At 48.2% G+C, this 18925-nt stretch carries 20 protein-coding genes and 1 pseudogene; 12 read left to right on the top strand and 9 right to left on the bottom strand.

Going from position 1 to position 18925, the window contains the following annotated elements; genetic code table 11:
* Positions 1 to 230 precede the first annotated feature (230 nt).
* Together V7723_RS08715 and V7723_RS08710 are read right to left on the bottom strand one after the other, a co-directional pair.
* Complete coding sequence (locus V7723_RS08715; RefSeq protein ID WP_335684070.1) at positions 231 to 1298, bottom strand: quinone-dependent dihydroorotate dehydrogenase; 1068 nt, start codon at positions 1296 to 1298, stop codon at positions 231 to 233.
* Positions 1299 to 1303: 5 nt separating this feature from the next.
* A complete protein-coding gene (locus tag V7723_RS08710; protein WP_335684069.1) occupies positions 1304 to 1645 on the bottom strand; it encodes a DUF952 domain-containing protein in 342 nt (113 codons plus the stop codon).
* 158 nt (positions 1646 to 1803) lie between these two features.
* Between V7723_RS08710 and V7723_RS08705 the strand changes: the two genes are divergently transcribed.
* Positions 1804 to 2649, top strand: coding sequence for a branched-chain amino acid aminotransferase (locus tag V7723_RS08705; RefSeq protein ID WP_335684068.1), 846 nt, complete (start codon positions 1804 to 1806; stop codon positions 2647 to 2649).
* A 23-nt stretch (positions 2650 to 2672) separates the two neighbouring features.
* Here the strand turns inward: V7723_RS08705 and V7723_RS08700 are convergent, their stop codons facing one another.
* Positions 2673 to 4262, bottom strand: coding sequence for a lysine--tRNA ligase (locus V7723_RS08700; RefSeq protein ID WP_335684067.1), 1590 nt, complete (start codon positions 4260 to 4262; stop codon positions 2673 to 2675).
* A gap of 103 nt (positions 4263 to 4365) precedes the next feature.
* Here V7723_RS08700 and V7723_RS08695 point away from each other — a divergent pair, with 103 nt between their 5' ends.
* From V7723_RS08695 to V7723_RS08685, 3 genes and pseudogenes are all read left to right on the top strand, one after another.
* Positions 4366 to 7140: an ATP-dependent DNA helicase gene (locus V7723_RS08695; protein ID WP_335684066.1), complete on the top strand. Its 2775-nt coding sequence runs from the start codon at positions 4366 to 4368 to the stop codon at positions 7138 to 7140.
* Between the two features lie 60 nt (positions 7141 to 7200).
* Positions 7201 to 7611 (top strand): tellurite resistance TerB family protein, encoded by a 411-nt coding sequence (locus tag V7723_RS08690; protein ID WP_335684065.1) that lies wholly within the window; start codon positions 7201 to 7203, stop codon positions 7609 to 7611.
* 87 nt (positions 7612 to 7698) lie between these two features.
* Positions 7699 to 8244 (top strand): annotated as a pseudogene (locus V7723_RS08685) (NAD(P)-binding domain-containing protein).
* A gap of 7 nt (positions 8245 to 8251) precedes the next feature.
* Here V7723_RS08685 and V7723_RS08680 read toward each other — a convergent pair.
* Positions 8252 to 8875: an alpha/beta family hydrolase gene (locus V7723_RS08680; protein ID WP_335684064.1), complete on the bottom strand. Its 624-nt coding sequence runs from the start codon at positions 8873 to 8875 to the stop codon at positions 8252 to 8254.
* A 71-nt stretch (positions 8876 to 8946) separates the two neighbouring features.
* Between V7723_RS08680 and V7723_RS08675 the strand changes: the two genes are divergently transcribed.
* Complete coding sequence (locus V7723_RS08675; RefSeq protein ID WP_335684063.1) at positions 8947 to 9750, top strand: sterol desaturase family protein; 804 nt, start codon at positions 8947 to 8949, stop codon at positions 9748 to 9750.
* Here V7723_RS08675 and V7723_RS08670 read toward each other — a convergent pair whose 3' ends face one another.
* The gene (locus V7723_RS08670) at positions 9751 to 10707 is read right to left on the bottom strand and encodes a CHAD domain-containing protein (RefSeq protein ID WP_335684062.1); all 957 of its coding nucleotides are present in this window, start codon (positions 10705 to 10707) and stop codon (positions 9751 to 9753) included.
* Between the two features lie 92 nt (positions 10708 to 10799).
* Between V7723_RS08670 and V7723_RS08665 the strand changes: the two genes are divergently transcribed.
* Positions 10800 to 11627 (top strand): FAS1-like dehydratase domain-containing protein, encoded by an 828-nt coding sequence (locus V7723_RS08665; protein WP_335684061.1) that lies wholly within the window; start codon positions 10800 to 10802, stop codon positions 11625 to 11627.
* A 50-nt stretch (positions 11628 to 11677) separates the two neighbouring features.
* Here the strand turns inward: V7723_RS08665 and V7723_RS08660 are convergent, their stop codons facing one another.
* Together V7723_RS08660 and V7723_RS08655 are read right to left on the bottom strand one after the other, a co-directional pair.
* Positions 11678 to 12163: a copper chaperone PCu(A)C gene (locus V7723_RS08660; protein ID WP_335684060.1), complete on the bottom strand. Its 486-nt coding sequence runs from the start codon at positions 12161 to 12163 to the stop codon at positions 11678 to 11680.
* 18 nt (positions 12164 to 12181) lie between these two features.
* Entirely contained in the window at positions 12182 to 12793 is a 612-nt protein-coding gene (locus V7723_RS08655; protein WP_335684059.1) for an SCO family protein, read from the bottom strand.
* Positions 12794 to 13040: 247 nt separating this feature from the next.
* On the opposite strand from V7723_RS08655, the gene V7723_RS08650 reads away from it, so the two are divergent.
* Genes V7723_RS08650 through V7723_RS08635 form a run of 4 tightly spaced genes read left to right on the top strand, consistent with a single transcriptional unit; the run spans position 13041 to position 16834 of the window.
* The gene (locus V7723_RS08650; RefSeq protein ID WP_335684058.1) at positions 13041 to 13991 is read left to right on the top strand and encodes an ABC transporter permease; all 951 of its coding nucleotides are present in this window, start codon (positions 13041 to 13043) and stop codon (positions 13989 to 13991) included.
* A complete protein-coding gene (locus V7723_RS08645; RefSeq protein ID WP_335684057.1) occupies positions 13988 to 14839 on the top strand; it encodes an ABC transporter permease in 852 nt (283 codons plus the stop codon). Before V7723_RS08650 ends, V7723_RS08645 begins: the two co-directional genes overlap by 4 nt.
* A gap of 1 nt (position 14840) precedes the next feature.
* A complete protein-coding gene (locus V7723_RS08640; RefSeq protein WP_335684056.1) occupies positions 14841 to 15836 on the top strand; it encodes an ABC transporter ATP-binding protein in 996 nt (331 codons plus the stop codon).
* Positions 15833 to 16834: an ABC transporter ATP-binding protein gene (locus V7723_RS08635; RefSeq protein WP_335684055.1), complete on the top strand. Its 1002-nt coding sequence runs from the start codon at positions 15833 to 15835 to the stop codon at positions 16832 to 16834. The genes V7723_RS08640 and V7723_RS08635 overlap by 4 nt, the downstream gene beginning before the upstream one ends.
* A 3-nt stretch (positions 16835 to 16837) precedes the next feature.
* On the opposite strand, the gene msrB is transcribed toward V7723_RS08635, so the two are convergent.
* A complete protein-coding gene (gene msrB, locus V7723_RS08630) occupies positions 16838 to 17239 on the bottom strand; it encodes a peptide-methionine (R)-S-oxide reductase MsrB (RefSeq protein WP_335684054.1) in 402 nt (133 codons plus the stop codon).
* Between the two features lie 147 nt (positions 17240 to 17386).
* On the opposite strand from msrB, the gene V7723_RS08625 reads away from it, so the two are divergent.
* Together V7723_RS08625 and V7723_RS08620 are read left to right on the top strand one after the other, a co-directional pair.
* Entirely contained in the window at positions 17387 to 17761 is a 375-nt protein-coding gene (locus V7723_RS08625; RefSeq protein ID WP_335684053.1) for a DUF2794 domain-containing protein, read from the top strand.
* Between the two features lie 115 nt (positions 17762 to 17876).
* Positions 17877 to 18371, top strand: coding sequence for a hypothetical protein (locus V7723_RS08620; protein ID WP_335684052.1), 495 nt, complete (start codon positions 17877 to 17879; stop codon positions 18369 to 18371).
* A gap of 45 nt (positions 18372 to 18416) precedes the next feature.
* On the opposite strand, the gene V7723_RS08615 is transcribed toward V7723_RS08620, so the two are convergent.
* Positions 18417 to 18920 (bottom strand): Mpo1 family 2-hydroxy fatty acid dioxygenase, encoded by a 504-nt coding sequence (locus V7723_RS08615; RefSeq protein ID WP_335684051.1) that lies wholly within the window; start codon positions 18918 to 18920, stop codon positions 18417 to 18419.
* Positions 18921 to 18925: the final 5 nt, after the last annotated feature.

Genomic DNA, 18925 nt, shown 5'->3' with positions numbered 1-18925 from the left:
GGAACAATAGTTTTTGCAAGTCATTATCACTTTCATAGTTTAATTCAAAAATGATCGCTTTAACTTATTGAAATATATACTTTTAGTTCTGCTGCCAAAAACAAGACGGAAATTGACACGCTTACGGGCCATCTTTCCGGCCAACTTTTCGAATCTTTTCAATAATCTATTAAGAGAGGTTTTTATTATTATCGACTAGAATGAGGCGATAAATTTGCACCCAACGGGCACTAAAGCGGTGTATCCACACCAATGCAGTCCGCAATTGACGAATAATTCTGCTTTCGTAGTAACGCCGCAAGTTCCTGATTTATTTCATGGGCGATATATGGCCCACGATATACCATGGCAGTGTATAGCTGCAACAATGACGCCCCAGCTTTTAGCCGCGCCAACGCATCATCCGCCGTCTCAATCCCGCCTACTCCGATTAGCGGTATAGCCCCGCTTGTCGCCTTGTACATATCTTTCAAAACAGACAAAGATAAAGATTTAAGAGGGGCGCCACTTAAACCTCCAACTTCCGTCAGATGTTTTCCTTGCAAACCCGGCGGTCGGCTAATCGTGGTATTACTAATTATTAGGCCATCAAGAGAGAATTCAAGGGAAGCGGCCGCAATATCTGATTTGTCATCGTCTGTCAGGTCAGGTGCTATTTTCAGTAAAATCGGAATAGAACGAAGATCGGATGAAACCATTTCCGCCCGAGTTTCATGAAGACGGCCAAGTAAATCGTCAAGCTCCTGCTTTCCATGCAGTGTCCGCAAACCCGGAGTATTAGGAGAAGAGATATTAACGGTTATATAGTCAACCAGAGGAGCCAATTTTTGCAATCCCTGAACATAATCATCTATACGATCGGGGCTGTCTTTATTGGCTCCAAGGTTTGCGCCGACAATGCCGGTGCTGCTGCGTTTTGCGAAGTTCCCAGCGGCGACCATTAATCCCTGGCTATTGAATCCAAATCGATTAATGATCGCATTATCTGATTCCAACCGAAATATTCTAGGCTTAGGATTTCCAGCTTGCGGTTGCGGTGTAACGCTGCCCGCTTCTACAAATCCAAACCCCAATCGAGCAAGTGGATCCAGAACGGCGGCGTTTTTATCATACCCGGCAGAAAGTCCTATGGGTGTTGGAAAATCGAGGCCAAATACCTTTGAACGCAAGATAGGGTCGCGAAGCGTCGGCGCACCGGGAACTAGGCCAGATTTGAGTATTTTGATCGAAAGATTATGGGCATTTTCTGCGTCAAGGGAGAAGAACAAAGGCTTTGCAAGACGGTATAAAAGAGACATTCTTCTCAGACCAATTCTGGAAAAACATGCAAATTATCTGCGCCAAGGAGAAGTTCTACGGCAGAAATTACCTTCGTCGGATCGAGGGCGCCATACAAATGCGGGAAGAGCACGCCTGCACGAGCGGGCTCCCAGACCAGTGCCTCACCCATTTCATCCGACTCGACTGACAAAAGCAAAAGGTTCTCGACACCGGTTCTGTGCTTCGCAGCACTTTCGACAACAGTATCTTTTGTAGAAAAATGAATAAAGCCATCGTTCACGTCATTCTCAGTACCCCGGTATAAGCCGCCAGCGATCGCCCGGTTCCAACTGTCTTTGTCGGCCATATGATAGATAGTTGTCATCTTGCTTTTGTCCGTTAAAATTTCTGCGAAACTACAGGATGCCTGAAGATATGAACAGCAAAATCAAGATCTTTTTAAGACCGCCATTTGCACAAGACTTGCCCCGTATATTGCTTATCTGATAGATAGGATGGCTCATCTTAGGAGGAATGTTGGCAATGGCAGGCGTATATTTTCACAACGGGGATTGGCACGATGAGTGCCCAAAGGTTCTAGGACCAACGGATCATTCCTTCTGGATGGCATCAACAGTCTTTGATGGCGCTCGCTCCTATCAAGGCATGGCCCCTGACTTGGACTTGCACTGTGCGCGACTTGCCCGATCTGCTTTAGCCTTGGGGTACAATCCGACAATGGAAGACGGTGAAGTCCTGGATCTGTGCATACAAGCAATTAGAAAGCTTCCTAAAGAATCAGAACTCTATATTCGCCCGATGTATTTCGCGCGCGGCGGATTCATAGATCCCGACCCAGATTCCGCAGAATTCATCTTGGCGGTTTATGATACCCCTATGCCGGAAGCTCATGGGTTCACTGCACATTTTTCTCGATTGAGACGGCCTGCCAACGACATGGCGCCGACGGACGCGAAAGCTTCATGCCTCTATCCCAATTCAGGTCGAGCACTGGTGGAAGCTAATCGCGCCGGATTTGATAATGCAATCTTGATGGATTCCAATAACAATGTGGCGGAGTTTGCCACATCTAACTTATGGACAGTGAAAGATGGCGTGGCTTTCACTCCTGCGGAAAACGGATGTTTCCTCGCCGGAATTACCCGTAGTCGAGTTAAGAAACTTGCCGAACGGGCCGGGATAGAAGTTCAAGAAACCCATATGACCAAGGAAGACGTTCTCACGGCCGATGAAGTATTCAATAGCGGAAATTTTGGAAAGGTTCTGCCGGTAACACGCGTCGACGACACGGAATTCCAACCCGGACCAGTAAGCCGCAAACTCCGCGACATGTATATGGACTTCTCCCGCGAGAATCAGATTCTCTAGCCTCAAGCCGCCCGTATTACCAACTATAAGGCCCCAAGATCCTCGCCGGCCAATACCCGATCGATGAGCAAAATTGTTTCCTGTACGCCATATAAGGCTATAAAAGATCCCATGCGCGGTCCCTGGCTTTGACCAAGTAACGTTTCGTAAAGGGCTTTGAACCAATCTCGTAAATTTTCAAAAGCGTTATCATTACCAACTTGAAAAACCTGATTCTGAATTTCACTTGCCTCAGCTTCTGCCGGCAGCTCTTTAAGGAGAGCAACAAGTTGCACTAGTGCCGCCCGCTCCTTATCTGTTGGCATCCTGTATTGTTTCGTAGGCTTAACAAAATCTCTGTAATAGTCGATCGCGTAACCCACCAGTTTATCCAGCTCAGGATTAGTTTCAGCTGTCGCTCCTTCCGCATAGCGCGAAATAAAACCCCATAAAACAGATGAGTCATCCGCATTGACGACAGCCGCCAGGTTCAAAAGAATACCGAAAGTTAAGGGCAGCCCTTCGCTTGGTGGATGACCTTCGTGGATATGCCAAACCGGATTAGCGTATTGTTGCTTGGCTTCCTGTTCCGGATATTTTGCAAGAAAAGTAAAATATTCATCCACAGCTTTCGGAATCACATCGAAATGCAGTCGCTTTGCTTTCTTTGGATTCTGATACATATACAGCGACAGACTTTCAGGTGAAGCATATTTAAGCCACTCTTCAATAGTGATGCCGTTCCCTTTGGATTTAGATATCTTTTTGCCGTCTTGATCCAAGAAAAGCTCGTAGTTGAAACCTTCAGGCGGTCGTTTCCCTAAAATGTGGACGATCTTACTGGACAATGTCACACTGTCGATCAAGTCCTTACCGGCCATTTCGTAATCTACATCTAGTGCGTGCCAGCGCATGGCCCAATCTACTTTCCACTGGAGCTTACAATGGCCACCTGTCACGGGAACAGTTATCATTTCAGCAGTCTCAGGGTCTTTGTATGTAACGGTTCCTGCAACTTCATCACGAGAGATAATCGGTTCTTGAAGAACGATGCCTGTTCGCGGGCAAATTGGCAAAAATGGCGAATATGTCGCTCGCCGCTCGGGACCCAAAGTTGGAAGGATTACATTGATAATGGCCTCATAATTCTCCAGTACTAACATCAGTGTTTCATCGAACAGGCCTGATTTATAACAGTCAGTTGATGAGCGAAATTCATACACAAAGCCAAACTGATCGAGGAACACCTGGAGGCGCGCATTATTATGCTCGCCAAAACTGTTATGGGTACCGAACGGGTCTGGTACAACCGTCAGCGGCTTATTGAGATTCTCAGTCAGCAAATCCTGATTGGGAACATTTTCCGGAACTTTACGTAACCCATCCATATCGTCGGAAAAGGCGATCAGCCGAGTTGGAATATCCGAAAGAATACTGAAAGCATGACGTACCATGGAAGTTCGTGCTACTTCACCAAACGTTCCTAAGTGCGGCAAACCAGAAGGACCATAGCCTGTTTCAAACAACACGTAGCCTTTTTCCGGGGCACCCTTTGCATAACGGTCCACAAGCTTTTTTGCCTCGACAAATGCCCAGGAGTTGCTTGATAGTGCAATTTCGGCGTCAGATGACATGAGTATCTCCAAGAAAACGCAGTGTTTGAATCGCGCGGAATGTAGGCGTACAAATGGATCGCGTCAACGACCGCCGCTGAAAAAGTATGGCTAACAGGAAACAATGGACCGAAATACAGAAATAAATACTCCTAACAGAGAAGTTCGGCTTCCTGATGTTCCGGTTTTGGTTGCCAGCGGAAATCAGGCAATTTGGCTATCTGCAGAAGGAGAAATAGAGACTACAAATCTCCGCGAGGCGGCCGTTCGCGTCAACAAAATGCCCCCCCTTGTCGTGCATCGGCTCAATATTGCCAGGCGCTTGGGGATCAATCCCTTTCCGGCTTTCGATTTGCTCGAACTTTATGCTTTCATCCACCCTGCCGAAACATGCCTACCCACAGCGAGAGGGCTAGCGAAAGCGGTTGGTTTGATCCCTTCAGCGGACCCAGAAGAGCAGGCCCTCGCGTTATTCGAAGCCATGAATATTCTTCTAAATAATTTAACCGGTTTAACTGGAAAAAAAAGGAAATCAGCAGCAGCCGTGGCCATGGTTATGGGCCAGGCCGGCTGGAATTGGGCGCCTTCTGTTTTAAGTGCCGTTGGTTTACCAGAAAATAAAACTAGATTTGGAGGTCTGGATGCATGGAGCAATCTGCAGGAATGGCCCGATTTCGCCCCCGAGTCCCCCGCTGACGATATTGCAGTAAGCGAGTTTGAAGCGCGAGCGCGTTTAAAGGAATTGTTGGGAGACAACGCAGAAGCACGTCCCCAACAGGCGGATTTTAGTGCAATGACCTCCCACGCCTTTGTCCCCCGCAACCAAGCAGACGCACCGAACATTGTGTTGGCTGAAGCTGGAACAGGAACGGGGAAAACGCTCGGCTATATCTCCCCTGCTAGCATTTGGGCGGAAAAAAACGGAGTCGCTGTCTGGATATCAACTTACACTAAGAATTTACAACGACAAATCGATGATGAGCTAGATCGTCTTTACCCCATATCTGAAGAAAAAGCTCAAAAAGTTGTTGTTCGGAAAGGTCGCGAAAACTATCTGTGCTTACTCAATTTTGAAGAAGCGCTGCAAGGTGGCGCTGCGCAAAAATCAGAACAAATTTCTCTTGGGCTTGTCGCCCGATGGGTTGGTGCGACCAGAGATGGCGACATGGTTGGCGGAGATTTCCCCAGTTGGTTGATGGAATTGGAGGGGAGATCACGTATTACAAGATTGGCGGATCGCCGCGGCGAGTGCATATATTCTGCTTGTTCTCACTATCGAAAATGCTTTATCGAAAAATCAACACGCAAAGCCCGTAAGGCAGACATTGTCATTGCCAATCACGCTCTCGTCATGATCAATGCGGCGACCCGCCCGGACGATCCAAATTTGCCTAAACGATACGTCTTCGATGAAGGACATCATCTTTTTGATGCCGCTGACAGCGCGTTCGCCGCCCATCTTACAGGACAAGAAACAGCTGAGCTACGCCGCTGGGTGGCGGGCAGTGATACCGGCCGTAAAAACCGCATGCGCGGTCTAGAAAATCGTCTATCGGATCTGATCGGAGAGGATGAAGAGGGTCAGGAAGCATTGCAACAGGCCATCCAAGCCGCACGAAAACTGCCGTCTGACGGATGGATGAGCCGCGTTCGCGAGGGCACCCCAAATGGCGCAATGGAAGAATTCCTGGTGCATATCCGTGGGCAGGTACTAGCGAGATGCGGCCAACCAGATAGTCCTTATTCTGTTGAATGCCCAGCAGAAGAGTTTACGCCGGAAATTATACCGTCTGCCCAGCGCCTTGATGGCGCCCTGAAGGCTCTTTCAACACCGCTCACGACGCTGGCAAAAATACTTTTGAAAAAGCTGGATGAAGAAGCGGAGGAGCTCGAAACTGCCACCCGCCACCGTATTGATGCCGCCGTTCAAGGTATTTCACGAAGGAACAATCTTTCCATAATGCCCTGGCGCGCAGTATTGAAAGGCCTCGAAGACACAACACCTGAAAAATTCGTCGATTGGTTGGCAATAGACCGGATTGGCGGCCGTGATCTCGACTTGGGATACTACCGCAGTTATATCGATCCGACAGAACCATTTGCCGAAGCAATCTTAAAGCCATCTCATGGCGTCGTCATTACATCTGCAACTTTACGGGATAACTTTGAAGATGCAGAAAGTTGGCAATCTGCGGATATGCGAACAGGGACGCATCATCTCGTGTTACCTCCAGCACGCGTACATTTACCGTCGCCGTTCGATTTTGCCAAGCAAACAAAAGTAATTGTCGTAACGGATGTTCGCAGAGATCACATGAAGGAAGTCTCGTCGGCTTATCGCGAGCTTTGTCTTGCCTCAGGTGGGGGTGCGCTTGGTCTCTTTACAGCCATATGGCGACTGCGAGCCGTCCATGAGAATATTCGTGGCCCTCTTGCCGCGGCCGGACTGGATCTTTACGCCCAACACCAAGACGCTTTGGACACCTCGACACTCGTAGACATTTTTCGCGAAGAAGAAAATTCGGTTCTGCTTGGCACGGATGCTGTACGGGATGGTGTTGATGTTCCGGGCCGATCACTCCGCCTCATTGTATTTGATCGCATGCCATGGCCCCGTCCGGATTTAAAACACAAAGCGCGAAAGAAAGCTTTTGGAGGCAGCCGGTATGATGACAAACTCACACGCCTTAAACTTAAGCAAGCATACGGTCGATTGCTTCGTCGAGAAGATGATTTCGGTGTTTTTATCCTTCTCGATAGTATGATGCCGTCGCGGCTTATCTCCGCATTTCCGCCAGAAGTTGAAATTCAACGATTAGGCCTAAAAGACGCCATTGCATTGACTAGAAATTTTATCGCGGAAAAAGAACAGGCATTAAATAAAAATATCATTGGATAAACCTTGGTGAACCCCATATCCTGACAGAGTAATTTATTCTAGAACCGGAGATACTGTCGTATGACGACTCTCAACATGCATACTGCCTTGATTACCACCATGGTTATCGTTTCTGCCTCCGACCAGGAAATGACAGACCGTGAACTTTTCACCATTGGAGAAATTGTCCGCACCCTACCGATGTTTTCTGAATATGAAGAAGAGCATCTACCAGATGATGCAACATCTTGTGTGGAAATGCTCAATGGAGATCAGGCGCTTGAGGATATCATCGCAAAAATCCGGGCCGTCCTGCCTAAAAAACTTTATGATACGGCGTATGCCTTAGCTTGTGATATTGCCGTATGTGACGGCCAGCTCAGCCAAGAAGAACTTCGTATGCTCGAAATGCTACGCCATGGTCTTGATGTTGATCGCTTGACGGCAGCGGCTATCGAACGTGGTGCTGCGGTACGCTTTACACGCCTCTAAGGTCGTATCCTGCACTAACAGGCATTTGCCAAATGGCACGCTTCCTATAATATTCTTTTAAAAAGGAAAAAGAATAAGGGACGAAGTTTGGGAAAAATTCAGGATATACCAGTTGGTTTCTTGGGCTTAGGCGATGTTGGCCGCCCGGTGCTTCGGCGATTAAAGGAGCAGGGAGCGGTAATCCACGCAACAAGCAGATCGCCAGCGCTTCGCTACAAAATGGCGCGGGATGCCATCGATTTATGCAGAACACCGGATGAAATTAATAGCAAAATCAAAGATGGAATAATTGTATTGATGCTATCCAGGCAATCTCTAATTGACGCATTCCTGACGGATGACGACGGCCTTCTCGCCAAACTCGCTCCAGGTGCTTTGATTATCGATCTCGGCCAGACATCGGCTGCCACGACCAGACAACTCGCAACACAAGTCGAAGAGAAAGGAGCTTCCTGATTGGATGCTCCCGCACTGGGATCCGAACTAGAAGCCCTTGGCGGAAATTTAACAATTCGAGCGGGCGGTAGTGCAGAAGATTTTGCAAGAGCATTACCTCTTCTGGAAGCCATAAGTCAGGACATTCGGCACGTCGGAGGCGTCGGGGCTGGCCAAGAAGCCATAACGACGGTGTAATTGCACCTTAGCCTTCGCGTAGTGAGTACGAAAATTCGACTATGCTTTCTGCGCCTTCACTCCAGTTCTCTTCCTCAGTCCGCCCGGATTTTATCCGTGGCTTAAAACTATGGTCGCCGTCTTCAAGCCACCGAACAAGAATGTTTGGAGACAGCTGATATTTTGAGACAATTTCGCGACTACCCATGACATCCCGACTTCCCTGGAGGATTAACGTCGGAGTTTTCAGATTCACGAGATGCTGGGTTCTAGGTTTTTCTTCTTTCTTCGCGGCATAAAAGGGATAGCCAAGACAAACAAGTCCTCTAACACATAACTCATCTGCGACCATTGAAGCCATGCGCCCGCCCATTGATTTGCCGCCAATGATCAGGCTTTCAGGGTCGCCCAAATCTGCAACGACGGTTCTCCAGTAATCCAGTAGCACGGGCTGCCGGTCCGGAGGCCGTCTCCCGCCCTCTTCTCGCCTTCTTTGCATATAGGGAAACTCAAAACGGTAAACCCTAAAGCCTCTGGTCTTCAGAAAGCCGGCATAAAAATTCATAAACAAACTATCCATCGGTGCGCCGGCGCTATGGGCCAGTACAATCCGCACGTCGTTCACGTTTCCGCCATTTTCAAGAAAATCCATGATTAATCACACAAACTATCCTATTTATAAGCAATACCCGAAGCCATATCCATGGATGACCCTATTACAATATGTTCGATTTTATTACCACTAATGAACCGGTTATTCGACTAAGCTTCTTTATCGGAACGCTAGTTGCCGTAGGACTTTGGGAAACGCTTGCGCCAAAACGCCCGCCTTCTGTTTCTAAAATTTGGCGATGGACAAATAATTTCGGCATTACCTTTTTTAATACTTTTTTACTTCGGATCCTATTCCCTATTCTCGCCGTCGGCCTCGCGGTTATCGCCAAAGAGAATGGATGGGGCCTTCTAAATATGATCCATCTGCCAGAGACGATTGCGATTGTCATAGCTGTGGTCTTGCAGGATTTTGTCATTTACTGGCAACATGTGATTTTCCACCGCTTTCCCATTTTGTGGCGACTTCACAAGATGCACCATGCCGATGTAGATTACGATGTGTCGACTGGAGCCCGTTTTCACCCGATTGAAATTATCCTTTCCATGCTTTTGAAACTCCTTGTGGTGTTAGCGTTAGGCCCACCAGTGGTCGCGGTCATTATTTTCGAAATTTTACTCAGCTCAATCGCTATGTTTAATCATGCCAATGCTGGACTACCGCCATCCCTTGATAAGATTATGCGGTTATTCATGGTCACACCAGATATGCATCGCGTGCACCACTCGGTTATCCGCGCCGAACATAATCACAATTTTGGTTTTAATTTGCCCTGGTGGGACTATATATTCGGTACCTATACAGCGGCACCGTCTCAAGGTCATGACAAGATGACAATTGGGTTGGACGAATATCAAGGAAAAAGAAAGCAAAGCGTTTTCTGGATGTTGTCACTACCGTTTTTAAAAAAGTAGTTAGTCGTCGATCAAGAGATCTTCAGCGCTCAAAGAGAAATCTTGGTATCGCGCCCACAAGAGATCAAACTCATCCAGATACCGATTTACTTCTTTTCCCGCAGTTTTTATTATTCGAGCATTGAGCAGGAGAATGTCAGAAAAATAGTTAGCACCAGACTGGCTACTTAAGTCTGCAAGGATATGCAGACCTTCCTTCACATCATTAATATGGCCGAGGCAATCCTGCATTTTGATCAATATTTCAAAACCTTCGTTTATTTTTCCCTCTTTAAACAAGGACGAAAAGAATCTCAGATGATAGCGGGACCGTTTCGTAAATTTTCGCAATTCATGCAGCTCTTCAACGGAATGATGCTCTTCTTCTGGTCCTAAATTCAGCAATTCAATATTGCCTTCCTCAATCGCATCAAGTGCAAAATACGCGACGGACGACGCCATTTTCTTGCGGGCTGATTTGCCCAACTTATGTGACCAGTTACTATTGAGCCATAACTGAAACTCCATCAACACACGCTCAAAATGACCACCCGCAATTTCCTTCGTGATGATTTCTAGTTCACCGTTCCAGACTTTTTCGCCTTGTTTCCGCAGTTCCAGATAAGCATCACGCAATTGCTTCTTTTTAATGTCCGGAGATAACATTCCATATAGAAACACATCCATGTTTCGTGCTTCGCCCAGCATATTCCCGAAATATCTGAATTCTCGATTGAAATGAGTCCGGATGTCAGTAGGAATGATGAGTTTAAAAACTCGCATGGCAACTCGAATCCGGCGTAGCCCAATTCGTATCTGCATCAAAGCCATTGGGTCACCGGTTTCCCGGAATTTCAGGAAATTTGCCTCTAAATGATGGGCGGATTCGCCGAAAATCAGCTTCGCCGCCGACTCCACGTCCGGATTGTCTTTCAAATCAATTGCTATCAGCTTGGAAACCGGTTCCGGTGTTGTCATGACATATCACAAGCTTCAAATATTTACGAAATTTTGATGTTCCCCTATGCTAAACTTCCTGACACCAAGAAATCAACCAAGAGAAAAAAATAATGAATAACATAAATGACTGGGTTGGCAATCAGATCACGCATTCTGAAACGATTTACCAACATCAATTGGACGGCGTTGCTGCCTTGCTAAATGAAACCGTACCCGCTCCAGGTATTGTGAAACCGGGCGGTCATTGGATGTATTTTCTGCCCGCAGATGCTCAAAATACGCTTGGACCAGACGGACATGCAACAAAAGGCGGGTTCCTTCCGCCGATTGAGTTACCAAGACGCATGTGGGCGGGCAGCAGGCTTAGCTTTCATGCGCCTTTATGTGTTGGTGAAAAAGCTGAAAAAACCTCCACTGTCAAAAGCATCATGCCAAAAGAAGGCCGTACCGGAAAATTAGTCTTCGTTACTGTTGAACATGAAGTAAAAAATGAAAATGGTCTGTGCATCGTAGAGGAGCACGATATCGTTTTTCGCGATGCACCTACAGCAGATAGCGGATCGAAGCAACCGCAATTGGCACCAACGGATGGCGACTGGGATACCGTCATCGAACCAGATCCAGTGATGCTGTTTCGCTATTCGGCTGTCACATATAACAGCCACCGTATTCATTATGATCGCGAATACTGCATTGCGGAAGAAGGCTACCCTGGCCTCGTAGTGCATGGCCCCTTGCTTGGTACATTGCTGATGCGATTGGCAGAAGAAAAAATGGGTCGCTCTCTCAAGACCTTCACTTTTCGGAATTTCAATCCAATTTTTGATATTGCCCCCTTTACCTTGTCGGGCAAGGCAGAAAGCGAAGACAAATGCACTGTCTGGGTTGCCGGGCCAGATGGGGCTCTCGCGGTTTCGGCGACCGCCGAGTTCAAATAAAAGAGAGGCGGATACACTCCGCCTCTCACATTCTTCTAGCCCACCAAATTTCAGTGCTTATGCGCACCTGACATGGCACCCGCGTCTTTTACATGAACCATAATCTTTATTTCACCGGCATGCTCGAAAACCAGCGTCATAGGGAATTCTTCGCCCATTGTTAGATTTTGCGTCAGGCCCATCAGCATGACATGTAAGCCACCGGGCTTGAACATTATTTTTTCACCAGGTTTAACAACAATGTCATCGACAGGCGCCATGCTCATCACACCGTCTTTCATGAAGCTTTCATGAATTTCTGTGCGCTTCGCGATGGGGGACTTGACCCCGATCAGTTGGTCCGCTTTTGCACCATCATTCATAATCATTACGAAGGCACCCCCAACCTTTGCACTAGGAGGTCGGGCACGTGACCACGCATCTTTGACCACAATATTGTGTTTCTCTGCCGCAACAACTTCTGATGGACTGTTGCTAATTCCTGTTGTCAGGAAGAGCGCGACCAGAAATATTGACAGCAATTTAAGAAGTTTCATCGTGTTGTCCTTGATGGTTTATAGTTGCTCTTTAATTTTGGTAACCATTTCTTCGGGGGTCGTACCGTAGCGAAATACGGTTATGAGGGCCCCGTCCCGCCCCATCAGATATGTGAAGGACGTGTGATCAACCAGATAATATTCTGGGTCTCCATCTTCAACTTTCTGACCATATACGCGATATTTTTTCATCACGTCCTTGATTTGAGTTTCGCTACCCGTAAGGCCAACGAAAGAAGGGTGAAACGAAGAGAGAAACTCATCCATTACCAATGCAGTGTCCCGCTCGGGGTCAACTGTTACAAAGACCGGTACGACATCGGCCGCGGCATCGCCCAACTCTTCCATTGCGACGGAAATAGTCTGTGCTTCCGTCGGACAGACATCCGGGCAAAACGTGTACCCAAAAAAGACCAGCATCAGTTTATCCTGGAAATCCTTGTCTGTGACCGGCTCGCCTTTTTGATTAATCAACGCAAAACTACCGCCGATCTGAGGTGCACCGGAAATTATCGATGAGCCCTTATTAGCCGATGGTCCGACATTTAGCATGCCAGTGGACCAGAGGCCTATGACAAGCACACTAGTGAGAACGAAAAACGCAATACAATAGGCAAAAATCTTGTTCATAAACTACCCTCACATCACCGCACCGGATAATGTCCGCGCGTCAGAGAATACCCGCAGAATGCGTGTGTCCCTATGTTTAGTCGCGCCGGTTTCTAATCACAAGGCTTAAAATTAGCCTGCGGCACTTGACCGCAGGCTACTACCGCAGGACGTTATCGAGCATTGACCAGCGCCGTATCTGTCGATACGCTGACAATAATAATAACCGACTTGAGCATCATTTCTCCTTGGCCGGCATAAACAAAATATGAGTATTTTTTTCGCGAAGCGCTTCCTGACCTTCATAGCAACTTTGATTGGCGCATCCATGGTCATTTTTCTGGTAATGGAAATATTACCAGGCGACCCTGCGCTCGTAATCCTGGGTATAGATGCGACGGACGAAATGGTCGCAGCCTTGACGCGGGAATTGGGACTCGATCGACCGGCGCCGGTTAGATATTGGGAATGGGTGACCGGTCTCTTTCAAGGAGAAATGGGCACTAGTTATGCCTACAAAGTGCCTGTCTGGGAGTTGGTGGAATATTCGCTCTGGATCACCATACCACTCGCCATCATGGCCATGTTTTTCAGCATTGTTCTAGCTCTTGTCATCGGCCTGTACGCAGCAGCGAACCACAACAAAATCCAGGACGTTACCTTGATGGGCTTCAGTCAATTGGGAATTTCAGTGCCTAATTTCTGGTTGGCAATCCTATTGATCCTGTATTTCTCGATCCAGCTCAACTGGTTTCCGGCTGGAGGCTTTCCGGGGTGGGATGAAGGGATCTTCAAAAGCTTGAAGTCGTTACTCTTACCGGCGCTGGCTTTAGCGACTGTCGTCGGCGCCATATTGGCCCGAATAACCCGATCCTCGGTACTTGAAGTTTTCCGTGAAGATTATGTACGTACAGCGCGCGCCAAAGGGCTCAGCCAGCGGGCAACCCTTTGGGGGCACGTGCTACGGAATGCCCTAATTCCGGTACTTACCGTCAGTGGTATCCAGTTTGCTACTTTGCTGACGGGGACCGTTGTCGTCGAAAATGTATTTCATATTCCAGGCCTCGGATCATTGGTTTTGAAAGCGATCAACAACCGCGATACCATTGTTGTCGAAAATGTTGTTCTTTTGCTCGCGACCATGGTTATCACCGTAAATTTCGTCGTCGACATCTTATATGCCGTTATTGACCCGCGGTTAAAGGCCCATGACATATGAGTGGTAATAATTCAGCTTCCCTCTTTAATCGATGCCGCCGGAGCAGAAGTTTCGTGATTGGCGGAATAATGACAGGTTTCCTGTTGATCTGTGCCTTGGTGTCGTTGGTATGGACTCCAGGTTCCGCCTATGACATCGAAATTGGCAATCGCTTTCTGCCACCGTCTATGGATCATTGGTTGGGAACGGATCAATTTGGCCGTGATATTGTTTCCATGTTGATGACCGGAACGCAGAATTCAATCGTCGTCGCTGTTGTCGCCGTTTCTATCGGCCTGTTGATCGGTGTCAATCTCGGCCTGCTTGCTTCTGCCCGGCGCGGCTGGACAGAGGAAATCATTATGCGAATGAGTGATTTCTCATTCGCTTTTCCGGCCATATTGTCGGCTATAATGTTGACCGCCATATTGGGGCCGGGTGGCGTCAATTCGATACTTGCCATCGGTCTTTACAATATACCAGTTTTTGCGCGCCTGACCCGCGGGTCCGCAAACGCCATCTGGGCACGTGAATTTGTGATGGCGGCACGCGCGGCAGGTAAAGGAAAGCTGCGCATCACATTTGAGCATATCCTGCCGAATATTCTGTCGATTATCATCGTTCAAGCCACAATCCTGTTTGCTATTGCCATTCTTGCCGAGGCGGCCCTTTCCTATCTCGGACTTGGCACACAGCCGCCGCACCCATCCTGGGGCCGCATGTTGAACGAAGCTCAGGCCTTGATGTTCCTGGATCCCATGCAAGCTATTTACCCAGGCTTGACAATAGCAGTCGCGGTTTTCGGTCTTAATTTGCTGGGGGACGGTTTTCGGGATGTCCTTGACCCACGATTGTCGAGGAAGCGCTAATATGGCCCTTATGAATGTCGATAATCTCAGTGTTACCTTGGCAACAAATGATGGTCCGGCGCGCGCCGTGCGGAATTTAACCTTCTCTTTGGAAAAAGGAGAAACCTTGGGCATTGTTGGTGAAAGTGGATGCGGTAAATCCATGACAGCTTTAGCGCTTATGGGCCTGCTTCCAGAACATAGTGAAACAAACGGTACCATTGCCTTAAACGGTCAAAACTTACTGACAAAATCAGAAGCTGAGTTGTGCCATATTCGCGGTAATAACATGGCCATGATATTTCAGGAGCCCATGACGTCGCTCAACCCGGTACATACGGTTGGCCGGCAAATCATGGAACCACTTCGTTTACATAAAGGGTTGTCGAAAGCTGCAGCTGCCACGGAGACCATCGCATTGCTGGATCGGGTTGGCATTCCTAACCCGAAGGAACGTCTGCATAACTATCCGCATCAGCTTTCCGGTGGACAGCGCCAGCGTGTCATGATTGCCATCGCGTTATCCTGCGCGCCGGATATACTCATTGCCGATGAACCGACAACAGCATTGGATGTGACCATTCAAGATCAAATACTGGACCTTATTCAGGGGTTGGTGCACGAAGAAGGAATGGCGCTGATCCTGATTTCCCATGATTTGGGCGTCATATCTGAAAACGCAGAAACGGTGATGGTCATGTATGGTGGAGCAGCCGTTGAAACCGGTAAAACGGATCGAATTTTTGATGAACTCTCTCACCCCTATACGCAAGGGTTATTTGCGGCCATGCCGAAACTGGGAATGGGTCGAGGCGCCCGTTTAGTGACCATTCCCGGCACCGTACCAGATCTGATCAATTTACCTTCAGGCTGCACTTTCACGGACCGGTGCCCACTGGCCACGGCTCAATGCCGGGAGACAATTCCACCCCAGAATCGTCTCGACGACAGCCACAATGTCGCTTGCCACAACCTGGATAAAGCCCGCACCATGAAGCCCGGGGAGCTTTACGAATGACAGAAAAATCTCCCTCACAACCAGTTTTGGAGGTTACGGATCTTGTCCGGCACTATCGGCTGCCTCGTGAAAGACTGTTTGCCCCGCCGGGCCATGTTTTTGCGCTCAATGGCGTGAGCTTTACCATTCAGAAAGGTAAAAGCTTTGGGATAGTTGGCGAAAGCGGGTGCGGTAAATCGACTTTAGCCCGCAATGTTATGGCGCTAGAGGAGACGGATGCCGGCTCTGTTAAAATTTTGGGGTCAGAAGTTGTCGGGAAAAGTTTCGATCAATTACGACCGCTCCGCCAACATTTCCAAATGGTGTTTCAAGACCCATACGGTTCTCTTGACCCGCATCACAATGTCGGTTGGATTGTCGCTGAACCTCTTGCGGCACTTGGTCCTCTTTCAGAAAAAGACAAAGAAATGCGGACGACAGAAGCCCTTGAATCAGTTGGTCTGAAGAAAACTGACGCAGGAAAATATCCTCATGAATTCTCAGGTGGACAACGGCAACGCATTGCGATCGCTCGTGCCCTGATCACTCATCCAGAATTGATCGTCGCTGACGAGCCGGTTTCCGCCCTCGACGTCTCGGTACAAGCGCAGGTTTTGAACTTACTCAAAGATTTACAAAATACCTTTGGCGTTACTTATATGTTCATAAGCCATGATCTGGCGGTGGTGGAATATCTCTGTGACGAGGTTGCGGTAATGTATCTGGGTGAGATTGTTGAAAAAGGTCGTACCGAAGACCTGTTTGCGGCGCCTGCTCATCCCTATACCCGTATCCTCCTCGATGCCGTACCGCAGCCCGGCGCGTCCGTAAAACGGACACGTATCAAATTAAGTGGAAATGTCACAGGACAGACCGAACAGCGACAAGGATGTTCCTTTCAGGACCGTTGTCCCATGGTTCAGGATATTTGCCGGCGCGATAAGCCACCGCTTGCCACTGTCGGAGAAGACCACACGGCCGCATGTCATTTTTCCTCGGAAATTAGCGTTAAAAATTAAACATCATTTATCGTCACCCTCAAACTCCAGCGACGCGGAATTCAAGCAATAGCGCAAGCCGGTCGGCTCGGGTCCGTCGGGGAACACATGTCCCAAATGCGCATCACATTTATTACAGACGACTTCCACGCGTCGCATAAAGAAACTGCGATCCTCAACCTCACCCACCATTTCTTCACTAAGTGGTTTGTAGAAACTTGGCCAACCTGTTCCAGATTCGTATTTAGTTTCCGAAGAGAATAAGGGTTCGTCACAGCAGATACATTTATAGGTACCTGCTGCTTTATTCTCATTCAACGGGCCCGTAAAAGCACGTTCTGTGCCCTTTTTCCGTGTAACGCGATATTGTTCTTTCGACAATTGGGTTTTCCATTCAGCGTCGCTTTTCGAAATTTTCTCAACCATTTGCGTCTCCCGTTCTTTAACCATTCGAGATTGATGACTATATTTAACTCATAGATATACGATAAAATACAAGACGGTTCGTCACAAAACTTGACGAATTCGTCAGCTTAGCCGAAAATAATCGTCCAGAGGCTAGATGGAGAGAGAATGAGTGAGGTTGTAAGTTTCGACGATCACCATTTGACCCGGTCTGCGAAGCAGTCGCAAACGGGGCAAACTCCGGCGCCGGTTTTTTTCAATCGACTTGAACTTGGCCAAATTTTACAAGTTTACGGCCAGATGGTCGCGAAATCCGAATGGCGCGATTATGCCATAGGTCAAGACAAGAACACCTGTATTTTCGCCATTTTCCATCGGACAACGGATCGACCGCTCTACAGAATATACAAAGAGCCACGGCTCGCGGCGAAACAAGGCGCCTTCTCGGTGCTCGCGCAAAACGGACGGATCCTCAAACGTGGAAAGACATTGGATCAAGTCTTGAAGGTTTTTGATCGCATGCGTTTCAAGGCAATCGATTAACACCTGGCGCGGCCTCACGCAGCAGTGAAACAGTGTGAATTGCAAATACCCCTGCAACACTGAAATTATACATCGTAACGCACCTTCTTTAACCAGACGAAAACGGATCGAAAAGATGAAATTACTTTCCCTGACTACCACCGCCGCATTAGCCGGCTTAACAATGGCCGTTGGTTTTTCGGGCCCTGCGCAGTCTGCGGCAGACGACGTCACGATCATTACACTGACGCAAACACCTTGCCAGTTTGTCGAAGCGGAAAACGGCACCGATCACATGTATATGTCAAAGGAACAAGCGGATTGCGAGAAAATCAACGCGAAAAGCGGCGACATGCGCGTGATGGACTCAGAAACGCTTACTTTGAAGCCGGGTAAGTACATCTTCCGGGTCACCAATAAGAATGTCCCCTATTCTTTGGGCTTCTGGTTGCGCGAACATGATTATAATTGGGCCAATCCGCTCCATAAAATCAGTAAAATCAGCATCTCCGGCGGTGGCATGGATACCGGTAAGACACTTGATTATGAAGTCGAGTTGACAGAAGGCGAATATCTTTATTCTTGCCCACTCAACACTACGCCCGACTATAAATTGCTGGTTAAGAGCTAACATTTAACGGGACGGGGTGGCGGGTTTATCTGCGACCCCGCGCTGTTATATCGGCAGCGACAATTTTCGGTAAACGAACCCCATCAGCCACGCCGGGCCGATCATCAAAAATTGTACGTCTTTGAAAAACGACGGTTTCTTGCCTTCAATTTTATGGCCGACAAACTGAAAAATCCAGGCAATTATGAAAACCGCAACGGCGAATTGCCAAAGCGGCAAGCCGAAAACAGGCGCCGCCTCATAGGCGTTAATCAAACCGAAACAGGCAACGGTAAAGAGCACCATGCCGATGGCCAATGTCCAAGATAGCATCGCATAATAGATCACGGTAATGGCCAGCGCGAGGGTCGCCCAATTAAGATAGGGGATGTCGGCGAAGGTCGCAGGCGTCGGGATTTCCCACAACAACGCCACGATGGTCCAGAAGATCGCCGGCACCGCAACCCAGTGGATAAGTTTGTTGGTGCGGTTTTGATGGCTGGACCCATACTCATCCAATAAGGCGAAAACCCGTCTCGTCCGGTTGTCTGCCGCTGTGTCATTCTTCATGGTCC

Origin of the sequence: Sneathiella sp. (genome assembly GCF_036960985.1) — a bacterium.
In the GTDB taxonomy this organism is placed as follows: Bacteria; Pseudomonadota; Alphaproteobacteria; order Sneathiellales; family Sneathiellaceae; genus Sneathiella.
This window is presented reverse-complemented; position numbering and strand designations above follow the sequence as displayed.